The sequence below is a fragment of the Kribbella rubisoli genome, assembly GCF_004217145.1.
In the GTDB taxonomy this organism is placed as follows: Bacteria; Actinomycetota; Actinomycetes; order Propionibacteriales; family Kribbellaceae; genus Kribbella; species Kribbella rubisoli.
On record NZ_SHKR01000013.1, the window covers coordinates 830,678 to 853,148 of the forward strand.

Genomic DNA, 22,471 nt, shown 5'->3' on the forward strand with positions numbered 1-22,471 from the left:
GGCACCAAATGGTTCCGGAGCGCTAGCTGCCTTCGGCCGTGAACAGTGCGGCGTTGAGGAAGTCGGGGGCGAAGGTGCCGGAGCGGTCCGGGTTTACGCCGCGGAGTTCGACCGGGCTGAGCGCGCCGAAGATTGTGCGGAGGTCGTCGAGCGAGAACGTCATGCCGCCGTACGTGTCGCCCGTCATGACGACGTCGAGGTCGCTGGGCGTATCCATGCGCTCCGCCGCGAAGGTGACGATGGCGAACCGGCCGCCGGGGCGGACCAGCGGAAGGAGCCGCTGGAGGTACGTGATCCGGCGGTGCGGTGCGATGTGGTGGAAGCAGCCTGAGTCGTACACCACGTCGAACGGACCGGCCGGCAGAGGATCTCGCAGTACGTCGAGCGCCGTCAGCGTGACTGTCGCCGGCATGCTCGGTCGGAGCTTGTCGAGCAGTTCGGCCGCGAGATCGACACCCTCGGCCGTCGCGCCCTGCTCGGCGAACCAGCGGGTGTTGCGGCCTCCGCCGCAGCCCACGTCGAGCACCCGCGCGCCGGAGAGTTCCCCGAGCAGACCGCGCTCGTGCCAGTCGACCAAGGGCTCGTCCGGCAACGGGCTTGTCAGCGGATGCCCGGGCGTGGTCAGCAACCCGGTCCAGTAGTCGGCCGCGGACGCATGAGCCCGATCGCCCCGACCGCTCGCCCCCACCACTCGATCCAGCACCTCGAGCAACTGATCAACCGTGGAGATACGCGCCGCCGTGCGCTCGTCAGTCATCCGGCAACAAAACCAGATGATGGCGGGCGGCGAAACCCAATACGCTGGCGGTGATGGGACGTTTCTGAAGGCGTAGGTACGGCGGGTTGAGGCGGGCTCCGGTGGGAGTCGGCCGGCTTCGTCGTGCGTACGCCGCGCTTCGACTGTTCATGTCGATCGCGAGCCTTCAGGAGCCTTGTCGTGCCCTGCTGTACCGACCGTTTTGTCCTGCACACCATCGACGGCGCCGCCGATCTCCTCATCGAGGAGCTCCGGGCGATGTCGTCCGTCCATTCGATCCGCCAACTGTCCGCCGAGACTGTCGAATGCGCGGTCGACGGCCCGTTGGACGAACTCGTTGCCTGCGCTCTCTACTTCACCGTCATCGGCTCCGGCGATGCGCCGCTGTCCTGGATGCGGCGGTTCGGGCGGCTGGAACGGTTGCCATGGTCAACTAATCCGGTAGTTGCCGAGGTCATCGTCCGGCTGGCGAAGATCCGGCCGGGTCATCACGTCCTCGACCCGTTCTGTGGCACGGGGACGATCCTGCTGGCGGCACGGCGTCGTGCACCCGCCGCACACATCATCGGAACGGATCACGACCCGCGCGCCCTCGCGATAGCAACCGCGAACGGATGTCACGAGCTCGCACAAGCCAAGGCGGACGCGCTTCCACTGCAAGACGGAAGTGTGGATCGCGTCGTCACGAATCTTCCGTTCGGCAAGCAGGTCGGCAGTCATGAGCTCAACCGCACGCTCTACCCGGCCGTCCTGCGCGAGCTCGACCGAGTACTCACCCCCGACGGCCGTGCCGTCCTCCTGACCGAGGACAAACGCCTGCTCCACAACGCGATCCAACGCCAGCGAGCCCTCAAGGTCGTCCGCCAACGCCTCCTCAGATACAACGGAGCGACTCCAACGGCCTATGTCCTCACCCGCCCACGATGAGCTGAGATGCGATAACATCGCCAAATGACGATGAGTGCTGTCGGTGCGGACCTCGCGGTTGCGGCGTGTTTGTTCCATGGGTTCAGTGACGGGTCGCGGTTGGCGATCGTGCGGCATCTGGCGCTGGGTGAGCATCGGGTGGTCGAGCTGACGGAGCATCTCGGACTGGCGCAGTCGACGGTGTCCAAACATCTTGCGTGTCTGCGGGACTGCGGTCTCGTCGAGTCGCGTCCGCAAGGACGGGCGTCGATGTTCAGCCTGTCGCACCCCGAGGCGACGATGGACCTGCTTGCCGCGGCCGAGCGCCTCCTCGGCCTGACCGGCGATGCCGTCGCTCTCTGCCCCAACTACGGACTGACGGCCGCGCCATGACTGAGCCGATGCAGCTCGGCACCGCGGCCTCAGCTTGGGTCGTGGATCCGGCCGAACGCCGCCGGCTAGGCCGCCGCGCGCAGTTGCTGGCCGGCGCCTCCGTCACCTACAACGTGATCGAGGCCGTCGTCGCGATCACCTCAGGTCTGGTCGCCGGCTCGGTGGCCCTCGTCGGATTCGGCCTGGACTCGGTCGTCGAGGTCTCCAGCGGCCTGATCATTCTCTGGCAGTTCCGCCACCCCCTCCCGGAGTCCCGCGAACGCCGCGCCCTCCGCCTCTTCGCCTTCTCCTTCTTCGCCCTGGCCGCGTATGTCGGCTTCGAGTCGATCCGCACCTTGATCACCGGCGCCGACCCGCACACGTCGCCGGTGGGCATCGGCCTCGCGATCGCGTCGCTGATCGTGATGCCGTTCCTCTCCTGGGCCCAGCGCCGTACCGGAAGAGCGCTCGGCTCGAACGCCGTCGTCGCCGACTCGACCCAGACGCTCCTGTGCACCTATCTGTCTGCGGTCCTCCTGGTCGGACTGCTCCTCAATGCAACCCTCGGCTGGTCCTGGGCGGACCCGATCGCCGGCCTGATCATCGCGGCGGTAGCTGTCCGCGAGGGCGTCGAGGCCTGGCGAGGCGAGGGCTGTTGCTCACCCCTCGGCGGCGCCTGCAAGGCCGAGTAGCCGCGCGCCGTTCTCCCAGCACACCGACCGCAGCCAGTCATCGCCGAGCTCCAACGCCTCGAGCACGTCCAGCTGTACGGCGTACTCGTACGGAATGTTCGGGAAGTCGGTCCCGAGCACGATCCGGTCCTGGAGCTCAAGCAGCCGTGGGACCAACGAGCGGGGGAACGGCATCATCGCCTCGGTGAACGGCGTCAGCGCCATCGTCGTGTCCAGATGCACATTCGGGTACGACGTGAGCGCGAGATGCTCGGCGTACTCCGCCATCCCGAGATGAGCGATCACCGCGGTCAACCGGGGATGCCTGCGCAGGACCTCACCCATCGGCCCAGGACCGGTGTGCCGACCTGGGATCGGGCCGGAGCCGCAGTGCACGACGACCGGCGTACCGGCCTCGGCCAGCTGCCCCCACACATCGTCCAACTCACCGGACCGAGGATCGTAGTCGCCGACCTGCACGTGAACCTTGAAGATACGCGTCCCCAACTCCAACGCCTTGCGGACGTATCCGGCCGCTGTGGCCTCGGGAAAGAACGTCCCGCTCGCCACACACCCAGGCGTCACCGCCGCGAAGTCCCGGGCCCACTCGTTCAAGGATGCAGCCATCCCCGGCTTGTGCGGATAAACCAACGCCGGAAACGCCCGAACCCCCAAAGCGTCCAGCGTCTTCAACCGCTCCTCGACCGACGTCCGGTAGGTGATCGGCCACGCGGTCCCGTAATGCTCCGATGCCTGATCGAAGTACGCCCAGACCGCATTCATCACCCGGTCCGGCAGGAAATGCACATGCACATCCACCAGCCCGTCCAACCCGAGCCGCCGCCACCAGTCCGGTACCTCCGCGTCACGCACGCCCTCTAGCCTGCCTGATCGGCCAGCCAGAGGTCGGTCAGGCCCTTGAAGTGAGCGTGGAACTTGTCCTGCTCGTGCTCCGGGTACGTCGCGACGACCGTCTCGCGCAGCAACCGGTCGAAGTCGGGGCCGGCGACCCATTCGCGGACGCGGAGGTCGAAGTCACCCAGGTGAGCGGCACACCATTCCTGGTACTTCGCGGTCTCGAAGTGCTCGTCCGCGAGCGCGAGGTACCCGTCGAGCTTCGCGTCGTAGTCCATGGACTCGTCGTCGGCGATCTCGAAGTAGCGCTCGGTACGGAGGTCGACCTTGCTGCGGCGGCCGGTGGCGAGTGAGAAGACCGACCACTTCACCAGCGCACTGATCGCCCACGGGAAGTAGTAGTGCAGCGACGTGACCGCGACGTCGGGGCAGGCGTTGGCATAGTCGATCGGGTACACCTCGTCGCCCGCGACCAGCATCTCGCAGGAGTTGAACTCCCAGCCGAAGAACGCGTTCACGATCCGGCTGATCGCCACCGTCTGGTGTCCGGCCGACGGCGAAAGGAAGCCGTGCGAAACGGCGTACCGGTTGTGCATCGGCTCGTCGGGGCGGAAGTCCATCACCATCGTCTCGGCGCCGATCGACAGCGCGCGGGCGAACTTGTCGTACTCGACCGTGGCCTGCAGGTGCATCAGCATCTCGTCGGACTCGTCGTACGCGCGGTGCAGGTCGTCACGGTTGTTGATCCGCGACACCCCACGCCACCCGCCGCCGTCGAACGGCTTCATGTACAGCGGGTAGCCAAGGTCGTCAGCGATCGCGTCCAGGTCGAACGGCCGGTTGTACTTCGCCGACGTGTACGCCCAGCGCACGTTGTCGACCGGGTTCTTGTACGGCACCAGCACGGTCCGCGGGATCTTCAGCCCGAGCCGCAGCATCGCGCAGTACGCCGAGTGTTTCTCCATCGCCTGGAACGTGAACGGGGAGTTCAGCAGGTACGTGCCGTTCATCAGCGCGGCCTTCTTCAGCCACTCCCGCGGGTGGTAGTACCAGTACGCGAGCCGGTCGATCACCAGTCCGACCCGGACCGGATCGTTGAGGTCGAACGGCTCGATCGTCAGCCGCCGGGACCCGAACTCGTGCTCGTGGCCGTCGAGCGTGACCGGCCCGACCCGCTGCAGCAACGCCTCGAACGCCTGCGGCCAGTCTTCCTCGGCGCCCAGCAACAACCCGATCAGATGGCGGGAACGGTCAGACACAAGATCTCCTACTGGATCGAGGAAAGGGAAGGAAGGAAAGAGGGGAGGGAGGTGGAAATCTCCTCAGCAGAATCGGGGCAGATGATGGGCGAGCTGCTGACGCCACCACGGCCAGTCGTGTGCTACGTCGTACCCCCACATGTCCAGCTCATGCGGGATGCCCCTGTCGGTCAGCACAGCATCGGTCGCGCGAGCCGACGGCAACGACCCGGTCGGGTTCGTCTCCCAGTCACCTTGACCCACTGTGAGCAGGATGAACAGCCGCCCACGCAAATAGTCCAGATGCTCACCCGACAGGTTGGGCAGGTAGTCGGCCGGATTGTTGAAGTACGTCGCGTCGCCGCGCTCGCCCCACGCGTGCCAGCTGCTCGCGTCGTAGTTCCCGCTCTGACAGATCGCGACCGGGAACAGGTCTGCCCGCTTGAACGCGAAGTTCAACGCATGGAACGCGCCCAGGCTGCACCCGGTCGTGATGATGTCGCTGACCCCGGGCGAGTCGGCCCCGATCGCCGGGACGACCTGGTTCACGATCCAGGACTCGTACAGTTCGTGCCGGCGGGCGCGGTCCTCGAGCTGGATGCTCCGGTCGGACCAGCTGACGTGGTCGTACGAGTCGACGCAGTACAGCTTCACTCGCCCGGCCTCGATCAGGTCCGCGACGGCGTCGACCATGCCGTTGTTCTCGTAGTCCCAGGCCCGGCCCTGCTCGCTCGGAAAGACCAGCATCGGGCGGCCGAAATGCCCGTAGCGGATCACTGTTCCGGGGCGATCAAGCCCCGGTGCCTCCAACTCGGCCTGCTCCCGTTCCATCAGCCCCACCCCAGGTCTGCCGCAGAAGATCCGTCAGATCAGGATGAAGCACATCCCGCCAGGCTGTGAAGTTGTGCATGTCGGGTGTTTCGTCGAGTGTGACCTCGAGGCCGAGCTCGGCCAGCCGGGCGGCCATCACCCGGTTGTTGTGCACGTTCTCCTCGGTCGTCCCGGCGGTGATGCCGACCACCGGCGTACTCGGCGCCGTGGTTGCCGTCAGCACCTGCTCGACGAACGCCGTCACCTCGGCGTAGAACTCGAACCGCGACTCCTGCGGATCGGTCTCCGGCGTGAAGAACGACCCCGACTGCAGGAACAGCCCGTCGAACGTGCCCGGGTGGTTCCACTCCGCATGCAGCGCCGCCAACGCGCCCAGGCTCGCTCCCATCATCACCGGCCTACGGCTCCGGTACTGCGCTTGCACGGCCGGCACCACGTACTGCGTCAAGGCGTCGGCGTACTGCGGATTCGCGGCGTACCAGAGGTTCCGGGCGGTCGGCTCGATCAGCGCGAGCCGGAACGGGGGGAGCGTGGATCCGGCGACCATCGCGCCGGCGTAGTGCAGGAGACCGGCGTACGAGGCGAACTCCGGACCGTCGTGGGCGAGGAGGAGCGGCAGCTCGAACGTGGGTGCGATGCCTTCCGGCGCCCAGACCTGAAGGTTGATCGGGCCGACCGGCGACTCGGCCGTGAGTGGGATCAGCGTCGACGGGATCGGCGGCACGGTGAGCCAGGCGGGTTCGACGTACCCGGGCAAGGGCAACCAGGAATGCTGCCCGAACGCGCCGCCGACGACCCGTGGGTTGGTCGGATCGGTCCGCATCCCCAGGTCGGCGATGTCGAACAGGTACTCCATCCGGTGCACCGACGGGCGCGGCAGCCGCAGTTCCCAGCCGTAGTCGACCGGTTTGAACTCGAGCAGCTCGGCCGGCAGGCCGAGCTCCTGCCACAACCGAACGCCCGTGAACGCATGCGCAGCGTCACCGAGGCGGAACACCACCTCGGCCCCTTCGACCGCGCTCACGACATCAGGCATCCGACCACGGTACTGCCGGAAATCCTGACAGTGGATGTCAGTGATGACGTTCTATCGTGGGAACGTGGTCGATCTCACCGATATCCGCGAAATCACCGCGGACCTCCCGCGCAGCTACGAAGTTCTGGTCCGGGACCGGATCAAGTTCCGCGTCGGCCAGATCGTGTACCTCGCGGTCGCCGCCGACGAGCAGACCATCGGCCTGGGTTTCCCGCGGGAGGAACGCGCCGCCGCGCTGGCCGCCGAACCGGACAAGTTCCTCCCGCCGCGCCCGTCCGACGAACGCTTCCAGTGGATCGAGCTCAACCTGGCGGCCGTCGACTACGACGAACTCCGCGAGCTGATCCTCGACGCCTGGTCGCTGTGCGTTCCGAAGAAGGTCCGCCGCGAGTACCTCGGTGACTAAAGCAGGGGCTCGCGGCAACGACCTCATCCTCAGGTAGTAGGCGAGAACCGTCCTGAAGGCCGATGGGCGGAACGCTTCCGCGAGCAACTCTGGAAGCATGACTGTATTGGATGCCGCCCCTCCGGCGCGGGGGTCATGGGGCTGTAACTCCCGTCCTTCCCTCGTCGCTCCAGTCGCTTCGCTCCCTGCGCTCCTCAGTCCAGGGCGGGAGGCCCCATGACCGGGGACTTCCTACCCCGGCGCCAGAAGGCGTCGGTACTGAGCCAAGCGTTGACCGTTGTGATCCTGCTCGCCGTGGGGGCGGTTGCGCTCTGGCTGTATCTCTAGGAATCCCAGCGCACGTCGGCTTCGCCCGGCCGGACCACGCCGGCCTCGTAGGCGACGACGACGGCCTGGACCCGGCTCGACAGTCCGAGCTTCGACAGGACCGAGCTGACATGGGTCTTGACCGTTGTCTCGCTGACGAACAGCTTCGTCGCGAGATCGCGGTTCGACAGGCCGCGCGCCATCCAGACCAGGATCTCACGCTCCCGTTCGCTGAGCTGGGCGAGCAGTCCGGCCCAGCGCGGATCCGGCTGGGCGGGCGCGGCGTTCGGCGTACCGCCGTCGACCTGGCGCTCGAGCTCCATGCAGCGCTCCAGCAACACCCGTGTCGAGGCCGGGTCGACCAGCGAGTCGCCGCGGTACACGGCGCGGACGGCTGAGACCAGCAGGTCCGGATCGGTGTCTTTCAGCAGGAACCCGGACGCCCCGGCGCGTACGGCGGCCAGCACATAGGCCTCGTCGTCGAACGTGGTCAGCACGAGTACGGCGGGACGTGCGCGTCCGGCCTCCCGGTTGGCGGTGGTGATCCGCTCGGTCGCGACCAGACCGTCCATCACCGGCATCCGGATGTCCATCAGCACGACGTCCGGGTCGTACTGCTCGATCAGCCGGAGCGCCTCCTCGCCGTTCTCGGCCTGGGCGACCGTGGTCAGGTCCGGCTCGTGATCGAGGATCATCGCCAGCCCCATCCGGATCACGCCCTGGTCGTCGGCGACCAGGATCCGGATCGACTCGTTCAGTTCTGCGGCGGCAGCCATGCCTGCACTCTCCATCCACCCAGGGGGCCGGCCGCGACGGCGAGGGTCCCGCCGACTGCTGTGGCCCGTTCCCGCATCCCGATCAGCCCGTTGCCGCGGCCGCTCTCGCTGCGCCGCGCGGTCTCCAGCACGTTCACCGGCGGCGGTCCGCCGTTCCCGTTGTCGTCGATGGTGAGGAGCTCACCCTGCGGTCCACTCTGCCAGGTCACCCGCGCCGCGGTTGCCTTCGCATGCACCATCACGTTGGTCAGCGCCTCCTGGATGATCCGTACTGCGGTCAGGTCGGTCGCCGACGTGAGTTGGCGCTGTCGCGGCGGCAGGTCCATCGTCACGTCGATCCCGACTGCCTTCAGCCGCTCACCCATCCGCGCCACATCGGCCAGATCCGGCACCGGCGCGGTCCCGCCGCCCGACCCGGTGTCGCCGGCGATCTGGGGCGAGGCCGTGTTCAGTACGCGGACCGTCTCCCGCATCGCGGTCAGTGCTTCCTTGCCGCTGGCAATGATCCAGCGGATCGCTTCCCGCAGTACTTCGGGGCGCTGGTCGGCCACCCGGTCGGCCGCCTGTGCGCGGATCACGACGGCGCTGACGTGGTGCGAGATCACATCGTGCAGGTCCCGCGCGATCCGGGTCCGCTCCGCCACGGCCGCCCGCTCGGCCTCGACCGCGCGCAGGCGAACCAGCTCGGCGTTCCGCTGCTCCAGCAGGGCGACGCTCTTCCGGCGTCGCCGGGCGTCGGCGCCCAGCAGCACCATCCCGCAGATCAGCGCCTCCGCGAACACGAACAGCGACACGTCGATATAGCTGTACAAGCTCGGCACGTCGCGCGGGAGGCTCCGGTACCGGTCGCCCAGCAGGACGTCGCGGTTCACGTGGCTCAGGACGAACGCCACGACGGTCGGCAGCCCGATCATGAGCCCGGCCAGGCTGCCCATCGTGAAGAAGAGACAGGTGAAGCGCCGTACGCCGGCCGACGCCGCCAGGTAGCCGACGACGAGCAGCGGGACCAGGTGGATCTCCGACTGCAGCGCTGCGTCGCTGATCTCGGGCTGGCCGAAGATCGTCAGCCCGAGCTGCGCAGCCAGCCCGGTGCCGGCCGCGGCGTACAGGAAGGGGTAGAGGACCGAGACGATCAAGAGCATCGTGCGCGGGATCCGGCGTACGAAGGCGACCGTTGCGACCAGGAAGACGCCGGTCACCACGGAGACGGCGGGGTTGTGCGGGCGGAGGCCGGTGCCGTTGATGAGGTTCAGCGCGGTGAACCAGACCACGCCGATGACCGCAGCAAGCAGCAGATCCTGCTGCCCCTGCGACATCCGACGCCAGATACCCTTCACGTCGCCCAGCGTAGTCAGCTCGAGTTTGCCGAAGCTTCATCTGCCCGGAGGGGCAGTCTCTCCAACTTTTGGAGGAGGCTCGGCGTCCGAACTGATACTCAGGGGCTAGAGGTGGGGCGCGAGGACGGTCCCTGGGACCGATGTGTCGACCGCGCTGATCCGAAAGGCTGTACCCCATGAGGAACGACCTGCCGCCACGCCGTCCCGGCGCGGTGCGGACGCGGTTGCTGTCCGTGATCGGTGTGGTCGGGGTCGGCGCGGTCGCCGGTTCGCTGCTGCTGTGGCATGCGCAGGTCGGGGACTTCCTCGGCCTCGCCGCGGACAAGGAGCCGGTCGTGTCGACCGTGAGCGCGCCGGCGATCGGTGCGCCGCCCGCGAGCACGCCGTCGACCAGTACTCCGACGCCGACCCGCCGCCCGACGTACCCGCCGACCACTCCGCCGAAGACCCCGTCGACGAGTCCTACCAAGAGGAAGACGACGGAGCCGACGACGACGGCGGTGCGGGAGGAGAGCATCAACGGGCTGTCGCCGAAGCTGAAGGCGCGCCTGAAGAAGGCGATGGCGGCCGCGAGGGCCGACGGCATCACGATCAGCATCACCTCCGCCCGGCGCAGCGCGAGCAAGCAGCAGCGGCTGCTGAACGCGGCGATCAAGAAGTACGGCTCGTACAAGGTGGCGACGCGCTGGGTGCTGCCGCCGAAGTACTCCGCTCACGTACAGGGCAAGGCCGTGGACATCGGTCCGGCGGCCGCGATGACCTGGCTGAACAAGAACGGCTGGCGGTACGGCGTGTGCCGCCGGTACGACAACGAACCGTGGCACTTCGAGGCGCTGACCGCGCCCGGTACCAAGTGTCCGCCGCGCGAACCGCACGCGGTCGCCAAGGCTGACTGAAACCCAAGGGGGAACTCACCATGACCATGACCTACGCGCAACCCCTGACCCGGCGCTACACCCGCGCCCGCCTGGCCGTGCCCGCTCTGTGGCGGCAGGTGATCCGCTCCAGCGAGAAGGGAGACGTGACCGCCGTGCGGGAGCCGGACCGGTCCGCGTACACGCAACTCGAGATCTACGACGGCGTACTGGCCGCGTTCGACCGCCGCGACGAGGTGGCCGAGGTACTGCGGGCGTCCGCCGACCGCGACACCGCCGTACGTCGGCTCCGCGCACAGTTCGGACTCAGCCACCTGCAGGCGACCGCACTGCTCGATCTGCCGCTCACGACCGAGTGCCGGGACCGCATCGCGCACCGTGCCGAGGAGCTGCGCAGCGCGCTCGGCCGCTGACCTTCGTCCCCCCGCGGCTCGCCGCGAACCTGCGCTGTTTGCGTGCTGTGGGGAGGATGGAGGGGTGATCACGATCGAGCAGGCCGGACGACTGCGCAAGGCCGGGGTGCTGTGGGCGCCGACGGCAGGGGATCGATTCGTCGTGCCGGACCGGGATATGGACGACGACGTGTTCGTGGTGAGCGACATGACCGTCGAGGTGCACGACTACCAGGGCAGCAAGGTGATCGGCTTCAACGGCACCACCGAGTGGGCCCTGGACAGCATCGAGCAACGCGAGGTGATCTGGCTCCCGCGCGAGGAGCAACTCCGTGCTCTCCTGGGCGAGCACTTCCAGTCCCTCGAGTCGGTCCCCGGCGGCTACCGGGTGAGCTTGAGCGAAAGCAGCCACACCGCCGACGACGCCGAACAGGCCTACGCCCAGGCGGTCATCCACTTGCTCGGCGCTTAGCCGAACGTGAAGACGTAGGCCTCTGCACCGGGTGCGAGGAACGTGAGCTCCACCGTTCGCTCGCCGACTTCGCCTTGCTGGCGGAAGAGCTGGTACAGCCGCCCCTCATCGATGAGACCTTGTCCGTCGGCGGAGACGTCGACTCCGTGTGACTCTCCGGGCGGTTGTCCGTCGATCAGCAGCCGGAACGGGACGGGCTCGGCTCCGCGCGCGAGTACGAGGTTCGCGTCGCGGGCACGGAAAGTGAAGGCGATCTGGCCGCCGGCTTTCGTGAGCACCACCCGCTCCTCCTCGACCTCCCAGTCGCCGGTGAGCGCTTGAGATGCGACCCCGCCGCCGCGCCCGCTGCCGAGGTACGTCTCGGGTGTCCGCAGATTGGCCCAGTCGGCGGCCGCCTCGACGCCGACGCCTGTGACGCTGACGGGTTCGCGGTCGATGCCGAGGAGCCGCTGGATCACTCGCTCCGACTGTTCGTAGCGCCCCTCGCCGAAGTGGGTGTCGCGGATCGCGCCGTTCCGATCGACGAAGTACAGCGCGGGCCAGTAGTGGTTGCTGAACGCACGCCAGACCTCGTACTCGTTGTCGATCACGATCCCGTAGTCGATCTGCCGCTCCTGGGCGGCCCGGCGTACGCGCGCGACGTCGTGCTCGAGCGTGAACTCGGGGGTGTGCACACCGATCACGACGAGGCCGTCGTCGCGATAGGCCTGTGACCAGGCGCGGACGTACGGCAGTTGGCGCAGCCAGTTGATACAGGTGAACGTCCAGAAGTTCACCAGTACGACGCGACCGTGCAACTCATCGGGACCGAGCGGCGCTGAGTCCAACCACTCAGCTCCGGCGAGCGACGGCATCCCTATTGGAGCGTTCATGACCACCCCCATGCTCCCGACGGATCGTACTGCGGAGGCGTGGTGCTTGGGGAGGTCAGGCCGTCGGGCGCCAGTACTGCTTCTTGTCCTTGTCTTTCACGGTGTAGCCGAGGTTGGTGAGCTCTCCGCGGAGCTCGCGGAGGTCGGCTTTGCCCTTGTCGCCTTGGTCGAAAGCCTTCGAGCGGACCTTGAGGATGGCGTTCACCGCGGGCGGGAGGTCGGGGTCGTCCTCGATCCAGCGGCGGAACTCGGACTCGTGCGGGTCGCCGGCATCGGACCACGGGTAGCCGTGGGCGCGGAAGGCGGCCGGGATCTGCTTGGCCTCGGATTTGAGCTGGTCGTGCTTCTCGCGGGCCAGCTCGCGCGACGACCGGTCCTGAAGGACGATCTCCTTGCCGTCGAGGAACGCGACCGCGACCTTCTCCCGCGGCACCGTCACCGTCTTCTGGTTCTTCCCGAACTCGACCGACTGATGGGTGATCGTCACCTTCAGGATGTCGTCGAGCGCGACCGCGGCCAGCAGTACGCCGGCGATCAGTCCGACGAGGACGCAGATCGCGACGACCCACCAGCCGTCCCACGCGGCGATCATCTTCAGCACGCCCTGGAACGGCACCCAGGCCCGCCCGGCCGCCCAGTCGGCGATCCGCGGCAGGAAGAAGCCGAGGACCAGCCCGAGCAGCGGCAGCCCGCCGAACAGCAGCACCTTGTCACCGGCCGAATGCCCGATCACGGTGCGCTGCGGCGTCCCAGTCGTCGACCCCATCAGCTGAACGTAGCGTGACGAGGAGAAACTTAAGTATCAACCGACGACAACCGAAGGAGCCAAGTGGCGGACGGCATCTGGTTGAGGTTCATCAGCGGTCCGGACATCGACACGCTGGGCCTGACCCGGCTGGAGATCGTGGACGCGGTCGAGGAGGCGGTCCGCGAGCACGGAGAGGGACGTACGGCGTTCGAGCCGCGGGTGCACCTGACGCCGGACAACGGCGGCATCGGCCACTTCAACGTCCTCCGCGGCCACCTCGACGGACTCGGTGAGCACGGGATCAGCGGTGTGAAGGTGGTCGGCGACTTCGTCCCGAACTACCAGAAGGGTCTGCCGAGTGAGCTCGCGATGGCGACGCTCTTCGACCCGACGACCGGGATGCCGCTGGCGGTGCTCGACGCGACGATGATCACCGCGGCCCGGACCGGCGCGATGACGACGGTCGGCGCTCGGTATCTGGCGCGGCGGGACAGCAAGATCCTCGCGCATGTGGGGGCGCGGGGTACGGCTTGGTGGAACGTGACGATGCTCGACGACCTGCTTGATCTCGCGGAGATCCGGGTGACGTCTCGGCGGCCGGAGTCGCGGGAGAAGTTCGCTGCGGAGTTGTCGGCCGAGTTGTCCACGCCGGTGCGGGTCTGCGCGACGGCTGAGGAGGCGTTCGATGGAGCCGACGTACTCGTCGAGGCAACCCGCCTGACCGAGCCCGAGCCGCTCCTTCGCACAGCTGCGATCAAGCCCGGCGCCTTCGCCGTACCATACGGTACGGTATCCGCGGTCGAGCTGGATCTGCTCGACGTGATGGACAAGGTGGTCGTGGACGACTGGCGCGAGGCGCAGTCCGGGCGGTTCGGGTCGTTGCGGCGGCACGTGGACACCGGGCGGCTGTCGCCGGAGACGCTGTACGCCGAGATCGGCGAGATCGTCGCGGGGCGCAAACCCGGTCGCGAGAACGATGCCGAGCGCAACCTTTTCTGGCATCGTGGGTTGTCGTTGCTCGACGTCGCGATCGCCCATCTCGTCCTCCGCCGAGCCGAGTCCGCCGACGTCGGCACGATGCTCCGCTTCCACTGATGATCAACGAACCCACAGAACTCGATCCCGCCAGCCCCGAGCCGATCGAGCTGGCGCCGGCGCTGCTCGAGCGGATGGCCGCAATTCGCGCTGCGGCTTTGCACACGCTTGAGTCGGGGGATCCGGTGTACGGCGTCAACACCGGCATGGGCAACCTCAGCAAGGTCCGCCTGAGCGAGGCCGACCAGCGCGTCCACCAACGCAACCTGCTCCTGGGCCGAGCCGTCGGCGGGCCACCCTGGTTGTCACCCGAGGAGTCCCGCGCCGTCCTCATCGGCCGCCTGAAAACCTTCCTCACCGGAGATTCAGCCGTCTCCGTCGGCCTCATCCAGCAACTAGTTGCCCTCATCAACAGCGGCCACACCCCCGCCATCCCCGCCGAAGGAGCCGGCTCCGCCGGCGAAATCATCCCCCTGGCCCACGCCGCCGGCCCCCTCGTCGGCCTCGGCTGGCTCCTCCCCCCAACCACCAGCGCCGACTCGGCTGCTGCAGTCAGCACGGGCGGGTTGCGGGCTGCGGATGGGTTGTTGCCTGCGTTTGAGCTGGGCCCCAAAGAAGGGATTGCCTTGCTTGCTGGGACGCCTGGGGCGGCTGGGCGGGCGGGGCTGGCGGTGGTGAGGGCTCGGCGGTTGGTGGAGCGGTTGAGTGAGGTGGCGGCTGGGGCCGTTGCTGTGGTGGGAGCTAACCGGGATCCGTACGAGCCGGCCGCGGCGCGCGGGGACGACGTACTGGCGGGTGAGTTCGCCCGCCTTCGCCAACTGGCTGGTCCCGAGCCGGAGCCGCGCAGCTTGCAGGCGCCGGTTTCGTTTCGGGTGGCGGGTCACGTGAACGCACATGTTCGGCGGTCTGTGCAGCAGTTGGACGACGCGGTGGATCGTGCGTTCAAGGGCGTGTCCGACTCACCGGCGTACCTGGACGGCGACTTCGTCGGCACCGCGGGCTTTCACGGCATCGACCTCGCCGCGCACTGCGATCACCTGACAACCGCTCTCGCCCACGCCGCCGAGGTCTCAACGGCCCGACTGCACCGCCTCCTCGACCCCAACGTCACGGGCCTGACCGCCCAGCTCGCCCGGGAACCGGGCCCGCAAGCCGGCCTCGTCGCGGTCCACAAACGCGCTGTCGCCACCACCCACCAGCTCCGCCGCCTAACGTTGCCCACAGCAATCAGCACGGCAGAGACGTCCAACGGTCAGGAAGACGTCCAGACCTTCTCCTGGGAAGCGGTCGGCAACCTCGCCGAAGCGATCCGCCTCACCCGCGAGACGACGGCCTGCGAGCTCCTCGCCGTACGCCAAGCCTTCGCGCTCTCAGCAAGAGCGATCCCACCAGGACTCCAGGACCTCATCCAGGGGGTCGACAACGTCGTACCTCCGATCAACGCCGACCGCCCGTTCGGCGAGGACCTCACCCGCCTGCTGACGAACGTGCTCTAGACGTGCAGCTCGACAGGACGTATACGCCCACTGACCCCGTGGCTGAGCCGCGCCACGCGTGCGGGCGGCGGTAGTGGACGTATACGTCCTGTCGAGCTGCACACGCCCGTCGATTGCCTACTCGCGCTGTAGCCGACTCAGCTCTTGCCGGCCAGCGCGTTCTTCAGCATCGGGACGAGCTTCGGCAGCGCGTACTTGATCTGCTGCCGGCGTTGTCGCCGGTGGCTGCGGCGGAGTTCTTGGTGTCGTGGTTCTGGCTGCAGGCGGTGAGGCCGGCGCCGAGCGCGAGTACGGCGACGGCCGTGACGGACCGGATACGGGACAAGGCCGTGGCCGCTGGTTCCTTCGAAAGGCGACGGATGTAGGTAAGCCTGACCTGACTTGCAGGCGTTTGATTCGGGAGGTTGATCGAAAAAGCCAGCCCGACACGCAGGTGACGCCGAGTCGCAAGTAGCCTGCATCGGGTCTGAGTCGTTGGCTTGGGTGCGCGCGCCTGCACGAAGAGCTGGAGGATTTTTCGAGTGAAGCGGTTCGTGGTACCGCCGAACTGGCCGTCCCCACCCCGTCGCAGCTGGGTCCCACCGAAGACGTGGCGACCCGATCCGTCCTGGCCGCCCGCGCCGGAGGGCTGGCGCTTCTGGGCCGACGGCAAAGGCAACCCGGTCCGCGGCCCGATCGGTCAGTACGGCGGTCCGTCGCGCCGCGTCGTGTACGCCGGCGGCGGAGCCCTCGTCCTGTTCCTCGCGGTCAACCTCTGGGCGGTGTCCGCGATCGGCCTGTTCGGCGGGGATTCGGACGATGCGGCCGTGAAGGTCCTCGGCAACCAGTCCCCGTCGCCCACCGCCTCATCCAGCACGACGCCGGCAACTCCCGCCGTACCGCGGCCAACGGTCACGCCGCCGCGCGTCCCGACGACGACTCCCGTGCCGACCCACGCGCCGACGCGGCGGCCGACCCAACAGCCGACCCGGCGTCCGAGCAGCACCAAGACCACCGAGCGCACGCAGACGCCTGATCCGAAGCCGACGCGCACGACGGCCAGCACGAAGACGCCGACGCCGACGCGTCCGACCAGCCGGCCGTCGACCCGCGAGGAGATCCTCCGGCAGTACTGCATCGATCACGGCTGGGACCCGTCCTTCTGCGACCCGGACCGCTGGGAAACGCCGCAGCACCCCTGACCAGGCCTTGACGTCTGACATACCTGGACGCATCCTTAACCATATGGTTCTGAAACCATCTGGTTCTGAAGTTGTGCTGACCGGCGTCTTCGCCGCGCTCGCCGACCCGACCCGCCGGGCGATCCTGACCCGGCTCAAGGACGGTGACGCGACCGTCGCGGAGCTCGCGGCGCCGTTCAGCATGTCGCAACCGGCCGTCTCGAAGCATCTGAAGGTGCTCGAGCAGGCCGGACTGATCAGCCGATCCCAGCGGGCGACGGCGCGGCTGAGTCACCTCGAGGCCGAGCCGCTCCGCGAGGCGATCGGCTGGTTGATGGACTACCGCGCGTACTGGGCGGAGAGCTTCGACCGCCTGGACGATCTGCTCGACGACCTGAAGGAGCAGCCGTGAAGATCGTCGCGGAGCCCGGCGTACCGCAGGTCATCATTGTGCGGGAGTTCAACGCACCGCGAGAACTGCTGTTCCGCGCGTACACCGAGCCCGAGCTGGTGAAGCGCTGGCTCGGACCGGCCGACCTTGAGCTGGTCGTGAACCAGCTCGATCCGCGGCACGGCGGCCGCTGGCGGTGGACGCACTACGACCGGGACGGCAAGGGCTATGCGTTCCACGGGCTGTACCACGGGGAGCCGACGCCGGAGCGGATCGTGCAGACGTACGAGTTCGACCAGGCGCCCGGCACCGTCTACCTGAACCTGATCACCTTCGACGAGGCCGACGGGATCACCACGCTGACCCAGAACACGGTGTTCTTCGCGGTCGAGGATCGCGACCTGTACGTCGCCGGCGGGATGGAGCGCGGGATCCGCGCGTCGATGCAGAAGCTCGACGACCTCGTCACCGAACTGGCCGAGGAGGCCCACTGATGATGCTCACCGACAAACACGCGATCGTGTACGGCGCGGCCGGACCGATCGGCAGCGCGGTCGCTCGTGCCTTCGCCGCCGAGGGTGCGACCGTGCATCTGGCCGGACGTACGGCGGAACGGCTGGAACGGGTCGCCGACGAAATCCGCACCGCGGGCGGGACTGCTGACGTCGCTGTGGTCGACGCGCTCGACGAGAAGTCCGTCGATGAACATGCTGAGGGGGCCGGTCGGATCGACATCTCGTTCAACCTGATCGGCCACCAGCAGTTCTTCGGTACGCCGCTGGTCGACATGCAGCTCGCGGACTTCGAGCAGCCGATCACGACGATGGTCCGCACGTTCTACCTGACCTCACGGGCGGCCGCGCGACGGATGATCCCGCAGGGCTCGGGCGTGATCCTGACCTTCGGCGGGTACGGCGACCCGGCCGCGAACCTCGGCGGATTCCAGGTGGGCTTCGGCGCGGTCGAGGCGCTGCGCCGCGGTCTGGCGCTGGAGCTCGGGCCGCACGGGATTCGCGTGGTCACGTTGCAGACCAACGGAATCCCGGAGGCGGTCCCGGCCGACTTCCCCGAGAAGGCGGCTCAGGCGATCGCGAAGCACACCGCCGACAGCACGATGCTCAAGCGCGCCGCAACCCTCTCCGACGTCGGCACCCTCGCCGCGTTCGCAGCCTCGGACCTGGCCCGCTCCATCACCGGCACCGCTCTCAACCTCACCGCCGGTGCAGTGGTCAACTAACTCAGAAAGTCGATGACCTGCCCGCGCCCACGCGCTGCTTGGAAGACGGGCCACGCGATCGCAAGATCCTGCCAGGGCAACCCGACCGGCGCATAGACCGTGACCTCGTCGTCCGTACGCCGCCCGGGAGCGACACCCGTCAGCACCTCGGTCAACGTTGCGCTCACTTCATCGTTGGATAGTCCAACGTTGCCCAGCGCACCCATCTCCACCGCGAGCCGCCGATCATCAACAACCACCCGCGCCGCGGCCAACAAGTCCGCCGACAACTCCACCTTCCCCGGCTCGTCGGCTCCCAACGTGGTGAGGTGCAGCCCGGGCCGCACATCCCCCGCGCTCAGCAACGCTTCCCGAGACCACGTAGCCAACACAACAACATCCGCCTCCGTGGCTACCGCCCGCGGCGAGCTCGCCACGCTCCCCGGAATCCCTTGCCGAGCAAGAAACTGAGCCGACCGCTCAGCATCCAGGTCATACACAACAAGTCCCTGAACGTCCCGCAACTCAGCCAACCCACCAACAACCATCCCCGCCTGCATCCCCGCCCCAACCACCCCAACAACAAATCCCTGCCCACCACCGAGCCCGCCGACTTGGCCCACCGCACTGGCTACAGGGCATGCGAGGAGGTGGGTGGCTAGGGCGGCGGCTAGGCCTGTGCGCCAAGCGGTGATTGTGGTGGAGTCGAGGACGGCCAGGAGGGTGCCGTCGGTTAGGTCGTGGAGGCAGACGATGCCGCGAAGGGCGGGGGAGGCGGCGGGGAACTTGGCGTTGACCTTCACGGTGTAGGCGGGTATGCCGGGGATGAGGCCGGGTAGCAAGGTGGTCGCTGTGCCTGGGCCGGGGAGGTCGGTGCGGATTCTCAGGGGTTCTATGGCGGTGGCCTGGACGAAGCCCGCGCGCAGGGTATCCAGGGCGCCCGGGATGTTGAGCGCCGCGAGGATGTCGGAGCGGGTCAGTAGGAGCGTCATCAGACGATGTTTCGTTCGGCACGGTTTGCGGAGTGGCCGAAGCGGCCCGCGTCCAGAGGACTGATGTCTACGAAGGGTTTGCGGCCGAGGTACAGCTCTCGGATAACCTCGCCGACGGCGGGGCCTTGGAGGAAGCCGTGACCCGAGAAGCCGGTGGCGTAGAGGAAACGGGACACGTGGTCGGCCTCGCCGATCAGGGCGTTGTGGTCGGGAGTGATCTCGTACAGGCCGGCCCAGCCGCCGGTAAGGCCGACCTCCAGGAGGGACGGCGCACGGCGGGCCATCACGTCGGTCAGGCGCGGGATCCAGGTGTCGGTGCGGTTCACCGAGAATCCGGGCTGCTCGTCAGGATCGGACATTCCCACCAACAGACCGGGACCCTCGCGGTGGAAATAGAACGTGCTGCCGAAATCGATCGTCATCGGCAAGCCGGCCGGGAGATCGGGGATCGCCTCGGTCACCACGATCTGCCGGCGTAGCGGGGTGACCGGCAACTCGACCCCGACCGACGCGGCAAGACCCTCGGACCACGCACCGGCCGCACAGATCACCGTGCCGGTGCGGACAGTACCCAGACTGGTCCGCACTGCGGTCAAATGGTTGCCAACAGCATCGATCCCGATCACCTCGCAGCCGGTGAGCAGCGTCGCACCGAGTCGGCGCGCGGCGGTGGCATACCCGAGTACGACGGACTCCGGCGTACAGTGCCCGCCCGTCGGTGAGAAACACGCGCCGACCAATCCGTCGGGCGCGACGATCGGCGCGAGGGCCACCGCTTCATCGACCGAGATCATCCGGGTCGGTTGGCCGAGCGCGTTCTGCAGTTGCGTGCTCTCGCGGAACTGCTCGAACTGCTCGTCGGTCTCCAGCAGGAACAGATACCCGACCCGATGCAGGTCGATCTCCTGGCCAGGCCGTTCAGCGAACGCAGCGAACGCCTCCAGACTCCTCGCCCCGAGCGCGATGTTCACCGAGTCGGAGAAGTTGGCCCGTACTCCGCCCGCCGCCTTACACGTCGATCCGGAGCCGAGCTGATCCTTCTCCAGCAGCAGAACACGCTCGACCCCGGCCTCAGCCAGATGAAACGCGATGCTCGTCCCCATCACCCCGCCGCCGACGATCACCACGTCGGCGGACTCGGGCACTGTGGTCACGGCAGCTCGAAGGACAGGTCGGCCTCCACCGTCTCCGTGTCCATCTGGGCTTTCTGGAGTTTGCCGGAGTAGTCCCAGTTCATCGACTGCCAGCGGGTGAACTGGTCCAGCACCCAGATCCCGCTCTGCCGCGACCCGTTGCCCGACTTCCCGTTCCCGCCGAACGGCAGGTGCGCTTCCGCGCCGGAGGTCGAGTTGTTCACACTCACCATCCCGGCCGAGATCCCCTGCGCGAACCGGAACGCCTTGTTCGGGTCGGTCGTGTAGATCGAGCTCGACAACCCGTATCCCGACTTGTTGCCCAGGGCAATCGCCTCGTCCAGCTCGGAGTACGGCGTGACCCCGACGATCGGCCCGAACGTCTCGTTCAGGAACAGCTCGTCGTCCGGCTGCACGCCCGCGACGATGACCGGGTGATAGAACAGCCCATCCGACGGATCGCCGACGAACCCGGTCCGCGGATTGTCCGCAGTGACCCGCCCGGTCCGCCCGAGCACCCGGTGATGCGGCTCGATCCATCCCAGCGACTTCTCGAACCCGGCCGCGAACTTCGCGTCCAGCAACGGCCCGAACAACACGTCCTGCGCCGGATCACCCATCGCCGCCTCGCCGACAGCGGAAGCGAACCGGTCCAGGAACTCCTCGTGGACCGAGCGATGCACGATCGCCGTGCCGAGGGATGTGCAGCGCTGCCCCGCCGTACCGAAGCCGGAGAACAATGCGCCCTCGACGGCCAGGTCGAGGTCCGCGTCCTCGGTGATCACCATCGGGTTCTTGCCGCCGAGCTCGAGGCACGGCGTCTGCAGATGCCGCCCGCACAGCTCACCGATTCGCTCACCGACGACGCTCGACCCGGTGAATCCGACCTTGTTGATCAGCCCCGCCTGCAGCGCCTGCTCGAGACCCGTGAACGTGTCCGACCCGTCGGCGTACACGACGTTGAACACCCCGGCCGGTACGCCGGAATGCGCGAAGATCTCGTAGAACGCGTCCGACACGACCGCGGAGTACTCCGCCGGCTTCCAGACGACGGTGTTGCCGCAGAGCAACGCCGGCACGATGTACCAGGACGGGACCGCGACCGGGAAGTTGCCGGCCGTGATCACCGCAACCGTCCCGACCGGACGGCGGAACGTGAACAGCTGCTTGTCCGGCATCTCCGACGGCACGGTCTGCCCGTACAGCCGCCTGCCCTCGCCGAGGAAGAAGTCGCAGGTGTCGATGATCTCCTGCACCTCGCCCAGCGCTTCCGCGAGCGGTTTGCCGATCTCGGCCGTGACGAGCGCGGCGAGCCGCTCCTTGTTCAGGGTCATCAGCCGGCCGACGTTCGAGATGACCTGTCCGCGTTGCGGCGCCGGCGTCGCCGCCCACGCGGCCTGTGCGGAGTGCGCGACCGAGGCGGCCCGGACGAACACGTCCGGCCCGGCGCTACCGACCGTCCCGACGACCTCGCTCAACCGGGCGGGATTGGTCGACGGAGTACGCCGTACCGCTTCTGCCACCCGCTCGCCACCGACAACGGACAGCACCTCAACAGCCATGCGGCATCCCTCTCCTCAGTCGTGAGGATCCACCCTAAGCGGCACTCTGTTGTCCGGGTAGAGATCCGGGATCGGGATCGGCATCCGCCACAGGTGCGAGTCCGGGTGGATCATGCCGTGCCGGATGGCGACGTACCTGAGCAGGCGGAGCGGGCCGGCGATCAGGACGAACGCCAGCGGGAGCTCGACCAGCAGAGCGCTGAGCAGCGCCTGGGTGAGGTCGCCGCCGCGGTGGCTGGTCATCACGTCGAACCAGGCGTCGCAGATCAGCAACACCCCGGTCGCGAACGCGGTCGGGAACACGAACTGCTTGCGCTTCCATCCGGCCAGCGCGGTCAGCACCAGCATCGCGAGCAGCAGGATGTCGAAGCCGACCCAGGTTGCGACCCAGTTCCGCGCGACATAGTGGCTCGGCAGCGTGATCGCCAGATAGACGGTCCACGGGATCAGGGCGGCCGCGCAGACCAGCATCAGCACGGTCCGCCACTTGCGCAGCCGGTCCATGGTTCGCCGGGACGGCAGTCCGCCCGGATGGGGCGCCAGCCGCAGGATCAGGTCCCGCCGCTCGGCCGGTGTCATCGCCGCGATCTCTTCGTCGGTCAGCTGCACATTCCGAGTATGCCTTGTGATTGCATT

At 67.8% G+C, this 22,471-nt stretch carries 26 protein-coding genes; 13 read left to right on the forward strand and 13 right to left on the reverse strand.

Translation table 11 applies throughout. The features are described from left to right. Positions 1–22: 22 nt before the first annotated feature. Positions 23–757 (reverse strand): class I SAM-dependent methyltransferase, encoded by a 735-nt coding sequence (locus EV645_RS24105; protein ID WP_130446210.1) that lies wholly within the window; start codon positions 755–757, stop codon positions 23–25. Positions 758–937: 180 nt separating this feature from the next. Here EV645_RS24105 and EV645_RS24110 point away from each other — a divergent pair, with 180 nt between their 5' ends. Genes EV645_RS24110 through EV645_RS24120 form a run of 3 tightly spaced genes read left to right on the forward strand, consistent with a single transcriptional unit; the run spans position 938 to position 2,727 of the window. After that, positions 938–1,684, forward strand: coding sequence for a TRM11 family SAM-dependent methyltransferase (locus tag EV645_RS24110; RefSeq protein ID WP_130446211.1), 747 nt, complete (start codon positions 938–940; stop codon positions 1,682–1,684). Positions 1,685–1,708: 24 nt separating this feature from the next. Then, positions 1,709–2,056, forward strand: coding sequence for an ArsR/SmtB family transcription factor (locus tag EV645_RS24115; protein WP_130446212.1), 348 nt, complete (start codon positions 1,709–1,711; stop codon positions 2,054–2,056). After that, positions 2,053–2,727 (forward strand): cation diffusion facilitator family transporter, encoded by a 675-nt coding sequence (locus tag EV645_RS24120; RefSeq protein WP_242000608.1) that lies wholly within the window; start codon positions 2,053–2,055, stop codon positions 2,725–2,727. The genes EV645_RS24115 and EV645_RS24120 overlap by 4 nt, the downstream gene beginning before the upstream one ends. Here the strand turns inward: EV645_RS24120 and EV645_RS24125 are convergent. From EV645_RS24125 to EV645_RS24140, 4 genes are all read right to left on the reverse strand, one after another. Continuing rightward, entirely contained in the window at positions 2,695–3,579 is an 885-nt protein-coding gene (locus EV645_RS24125) for an amidohydrolase family protein (RefSeq protein WP_242000609.1), read from the reverse strand. The genes EV645_RS24120 and EV645_RS24125 overlap by 33 nt on opposite strands. 5 nt (positions 3,580–3,584) lie before the next feature. Then, complete coding sequence (locus tag EV645_RS24130) at positions 3,585–4,820, reverse strand: ATP-grasp domain-containing protein (RefSeq protein WP_130446213.1); 1,236 nt, start codon at positions 4,818–4,820, stop codon at positions 3,585–3,587. Between the two features lie 63 nt (positions 4,821–4,883). Continuing rightward, positions 4,884–5,630, reverse strand: a complete 747-nt coding sequence (locus tag EV645_RS24135) for an esterase family protein (RefSeq protein ID WP_130446214.1) — start codon at positions 5,628–5,630, stop codon at positions 4,884–4,886. After that, positions 5,590–6,666 carry an alpha/beta hydrolase gene (locus tag EV645_RS24140; RefSeq protein ID WP_130446215.1) on the reverse strand — a complete coding sequence of 359 codons (1,077 nt, stop codon included), beginning with the start codon at positions 6,664–6,666 and terminating at the stop codon, positions 5,590–5,592. The genes EV645_RS24135 and EV645_RS24140 overlap by 41 nt, the downstream gene beginning before the upstream one ends. Before the next feature lie 43 nt (positions 6,667–6,709). Between EV645_RS24140 and EV645_RS24145 the strand changes: the two genes are divergently transcribed. Continuing rightward, the gene (locus EV645_RS24145; protein ID WP_130446216.1) at positions 6,710–7,072 is read left to right on the forward strand and encodes an MmcQ/YjbR family DNA-binding protein; all 363 of its coding nucleotides are present in this window, start codon (positions 6,710–6,712) and stop codon (positions 7,070–7,072) included. A gap of 323 nt (positions 7,073–7,395) precedes the next feature. Here EV645_RS24145 and EV645_RS24150 read toward each other — a convergent pair whose 3' ends face one another. Beyond that, entirely contained in the window at positions 7,396–8,136 is a 741-nt protein-coding gene (locus EV645_RS24150; RefSeq protein WP_198681854.1) for a response regulator, read from the reverse strand. Continuing rightward, complete coding sequence (locus EV645_RS24155; protein WP_242000610.1) at positions 8,133–9,491, reverse strand: sensor histidine kinase; 1,359 nt, start codon at positions 9,489–9,491, stop codon at positions 8,133–8,135. Before EV645_RS24155 ends, EV645_RS24150 begins: the two co-directional genes overlap by 4 nt. Positions 9,492–9,667: 176 nt before the next feature. Between EV645_RS24155 and EV645_RS24160 the strand changes: the two genes are divergently transcribed. The 3 genes from EV645_RS24160 to EV645_RS24170 all read left to right on the forward strand — a co-directional run bounded on the left by EV645_RS24160 (position 9,668) and on the right by EV645_RS24170 (position 11,230). Beyond that, on the forward strand, positions 9,668–10,387 hold the full coding sequence (locus EV645_RS24160) for a M15 family metallopeptidase (protein WP_130446218.1): 720 nt from the start codon (positions 9,668–9,670) through the stop codon (positions 10,385–10,387). 20 nt (positions 10,388–10,407) lie between these two features. Further along, a complete protein-coding gene (locus tag EV645_RS24165) occupies positions 10,408–10,779 on the forward strand; it encodes a hypothetical protein (protein WP_130446219.1) in 372 nt (123 codons plus the stop codon). Positions 10,780–10,843: 64 nt separating this feature from the next. Further along, positions 10,844–11,230, forward strand: a complete 387-nt coding sequence (locus EV645_RS24170) for a pilus assembly protein CpaE (RefSeq protein ID WP_130446220.1) — start codon at positions 10,844–10,846, stop codon at positions 11,228–11,230. Here EV645_RS24170 and EV645_RS24175 read toward each other — a convergent pair. Continuing rightward, on the reverse strand, positions 11,227–12,102 hold the full coding sequence (locus EV645_RS24175) for a redoxin domain-containing protein (RefSeq protein WP_130446221.1): 876 nt from the start codon (positions 12,100–12,102) through the stop codon (positions 11,227–11,229). The two genes, EV645_RS24170 and EV645_RS24175, sit on opposite strands and share 4 nt — an antisense overlap. Before the next feature lie 55 nt (positions 12,103–12,157). Further along, the gene (locus EV645_RS24180; protein WP_130446222.1) at positions 12,158–12,868 is read right to left on the reverse strand and encodes a YqeB family protein; all 711 of its coding nucleotides are present in this window, start codon (positions 12,866–12,868) and stop codon (positions 12,158–12,160) included. A gap of 63 nt (positions 12,869–12,931) precedes the next feature. On the opposite strand from EV645_RS24180, the gene EV645_RS24185 reads away from it, so the two are divergent. From EV645_RS24185 to EV645_RS24210, 6 genes are all read left to right on the forward strand, one after another. Further along, on the forward strand, positions 12,932–13,945 hold the full coding sequence (locus EV645_RS24185; protein WP_130446223.1) for an ornithine cyclodeaminase family protein: 1,014 nt from the start codon (positions 12,932–12,934) through the stop codon (positions 13,943–13,945). Next, the gene (locus tag EV645_RS24190) at positions 13,945–15,381 is read left to right on the forward strand and encodes an aromatic amino acid lyase (RefSeq protein ID WP_130446224.1); all 1,437 of its coding nucleotides are present in this window, start codon (positions 13,945–13,947) and stop codon (positions 15,379–15,381) included. Before EV645_RS24185 ends, EV645_RS24190 begins: the two co-directional genes overlap by 1 nt. A 521-nt stretch (positions 15,382–15,902) precedes the next feature. Continuing rightward, a complete protein-coding gene (locus EV645_RS24195) occupies positions 15,903–16,562 on the forward strand; it encodes a hypothetical protein (protein ID WP_130446225.1) in 660 nt (219 codons plus the stop codon). 43 nt (positions 16,563–16,605) lie between these two features. Then, positions 16,606–16,953, forward strand: a complete 348-nt coding sequence (locus EV645_RS24200) for an ArsR/SmtB family transcription factor (protein WP_130446226.1) — start codon at positions 16,606–16,608, stop codon at positions 16,951–16,953. Next, a complete protein-coding gene (locus tag EV645_RS24205; protein WP_157997149.1) occupies positions 16,950–17,426 on the forward strand; it encodes an SRPBCC family protein in 477 nt (158 codons plus the stop codon). The genes EV645_RS24200 and EV645_RS24205 overlap by 4 nt, the downstream gene beginning before the upstream one ends. Next, on the forward strand, positions 17,426–18,169 hold the full coding sequence (locus EV645_RS24210) for an SDR family NAD(P)-dependent oxidoreductase (protein WP_130446228.1): 744 nt from the start codon (positions 17,426–17,428) through the stop codon (positions 18,167–18,169). Before EV645_RS24205 ends, EV645_RS24210 begins: the two co-directional genes overlap by 1 nt. Here the strand turns inward: EV645_RS24210 and EV645_RS24215 are convergent. The 4 genes from EV645_RS24215 to EV645_RS24230 are packed head-to-tail and all read right to left on the reverse strand — an operon-like array spanning position 18,166 to position 22,444. Beyond that, complete coding sequence (locus tag EV645_RS24215) at positions 18,166–19,140, reverse strand: ornithine cyclodeaminase family protein (protein WP_130446229.1); 975 nt, start codon at positions 19,138–19,140, stop codon at positions 18,166–18,168. The two genes, EV645_RS24210 and EV645_RS24215, sit on opposite strands and share 4 nt — an antisense overlap. After that, the gene (locus EV645_RS24220; RefSeq protein WP_242000611.1) at positions 19,140–20,294 is read right to left on the reverse strand and encodes an NAD(P)/FAD-dependent oxidoreductase; all 1,155 of its coding nucleotides are present in this window, start codon (positions 20,292–20,294) and stop codon (positions 19,140–19,142) included. The genes EV645_RS24215 and EV645_RS24220 overlap by 1 nt, the downstream gene beginning before the upstream one ends. Further along, positions 20,291–21,835 (reverse strand): aldehyde dehydrogenase family protein, encoded by a 1,545-nt coding sequence (locus EV645_RS24225; protein WP_130446230.1) that lies wholly within the window; start codon positions 21,833–21,835, stop codon positions 20,291–20,293. The genes EV645_RS24220 and EV645_RS24225 overlap by 4 nt, the downstream gene beginning before the upstream one ends. A 15-nt stretch (positions 21,836–21,850) precedes the next feature. Further along, entirely contained in the window at positions 21,851–22,444 is a 594-nt protein-coding gene (locus EV645_RS24230) for a hypothetical protein (protein WP_198681809.1), read from the reverse strand. Positions 22,445–22,471: the final 27 nt, after the last annotated feature.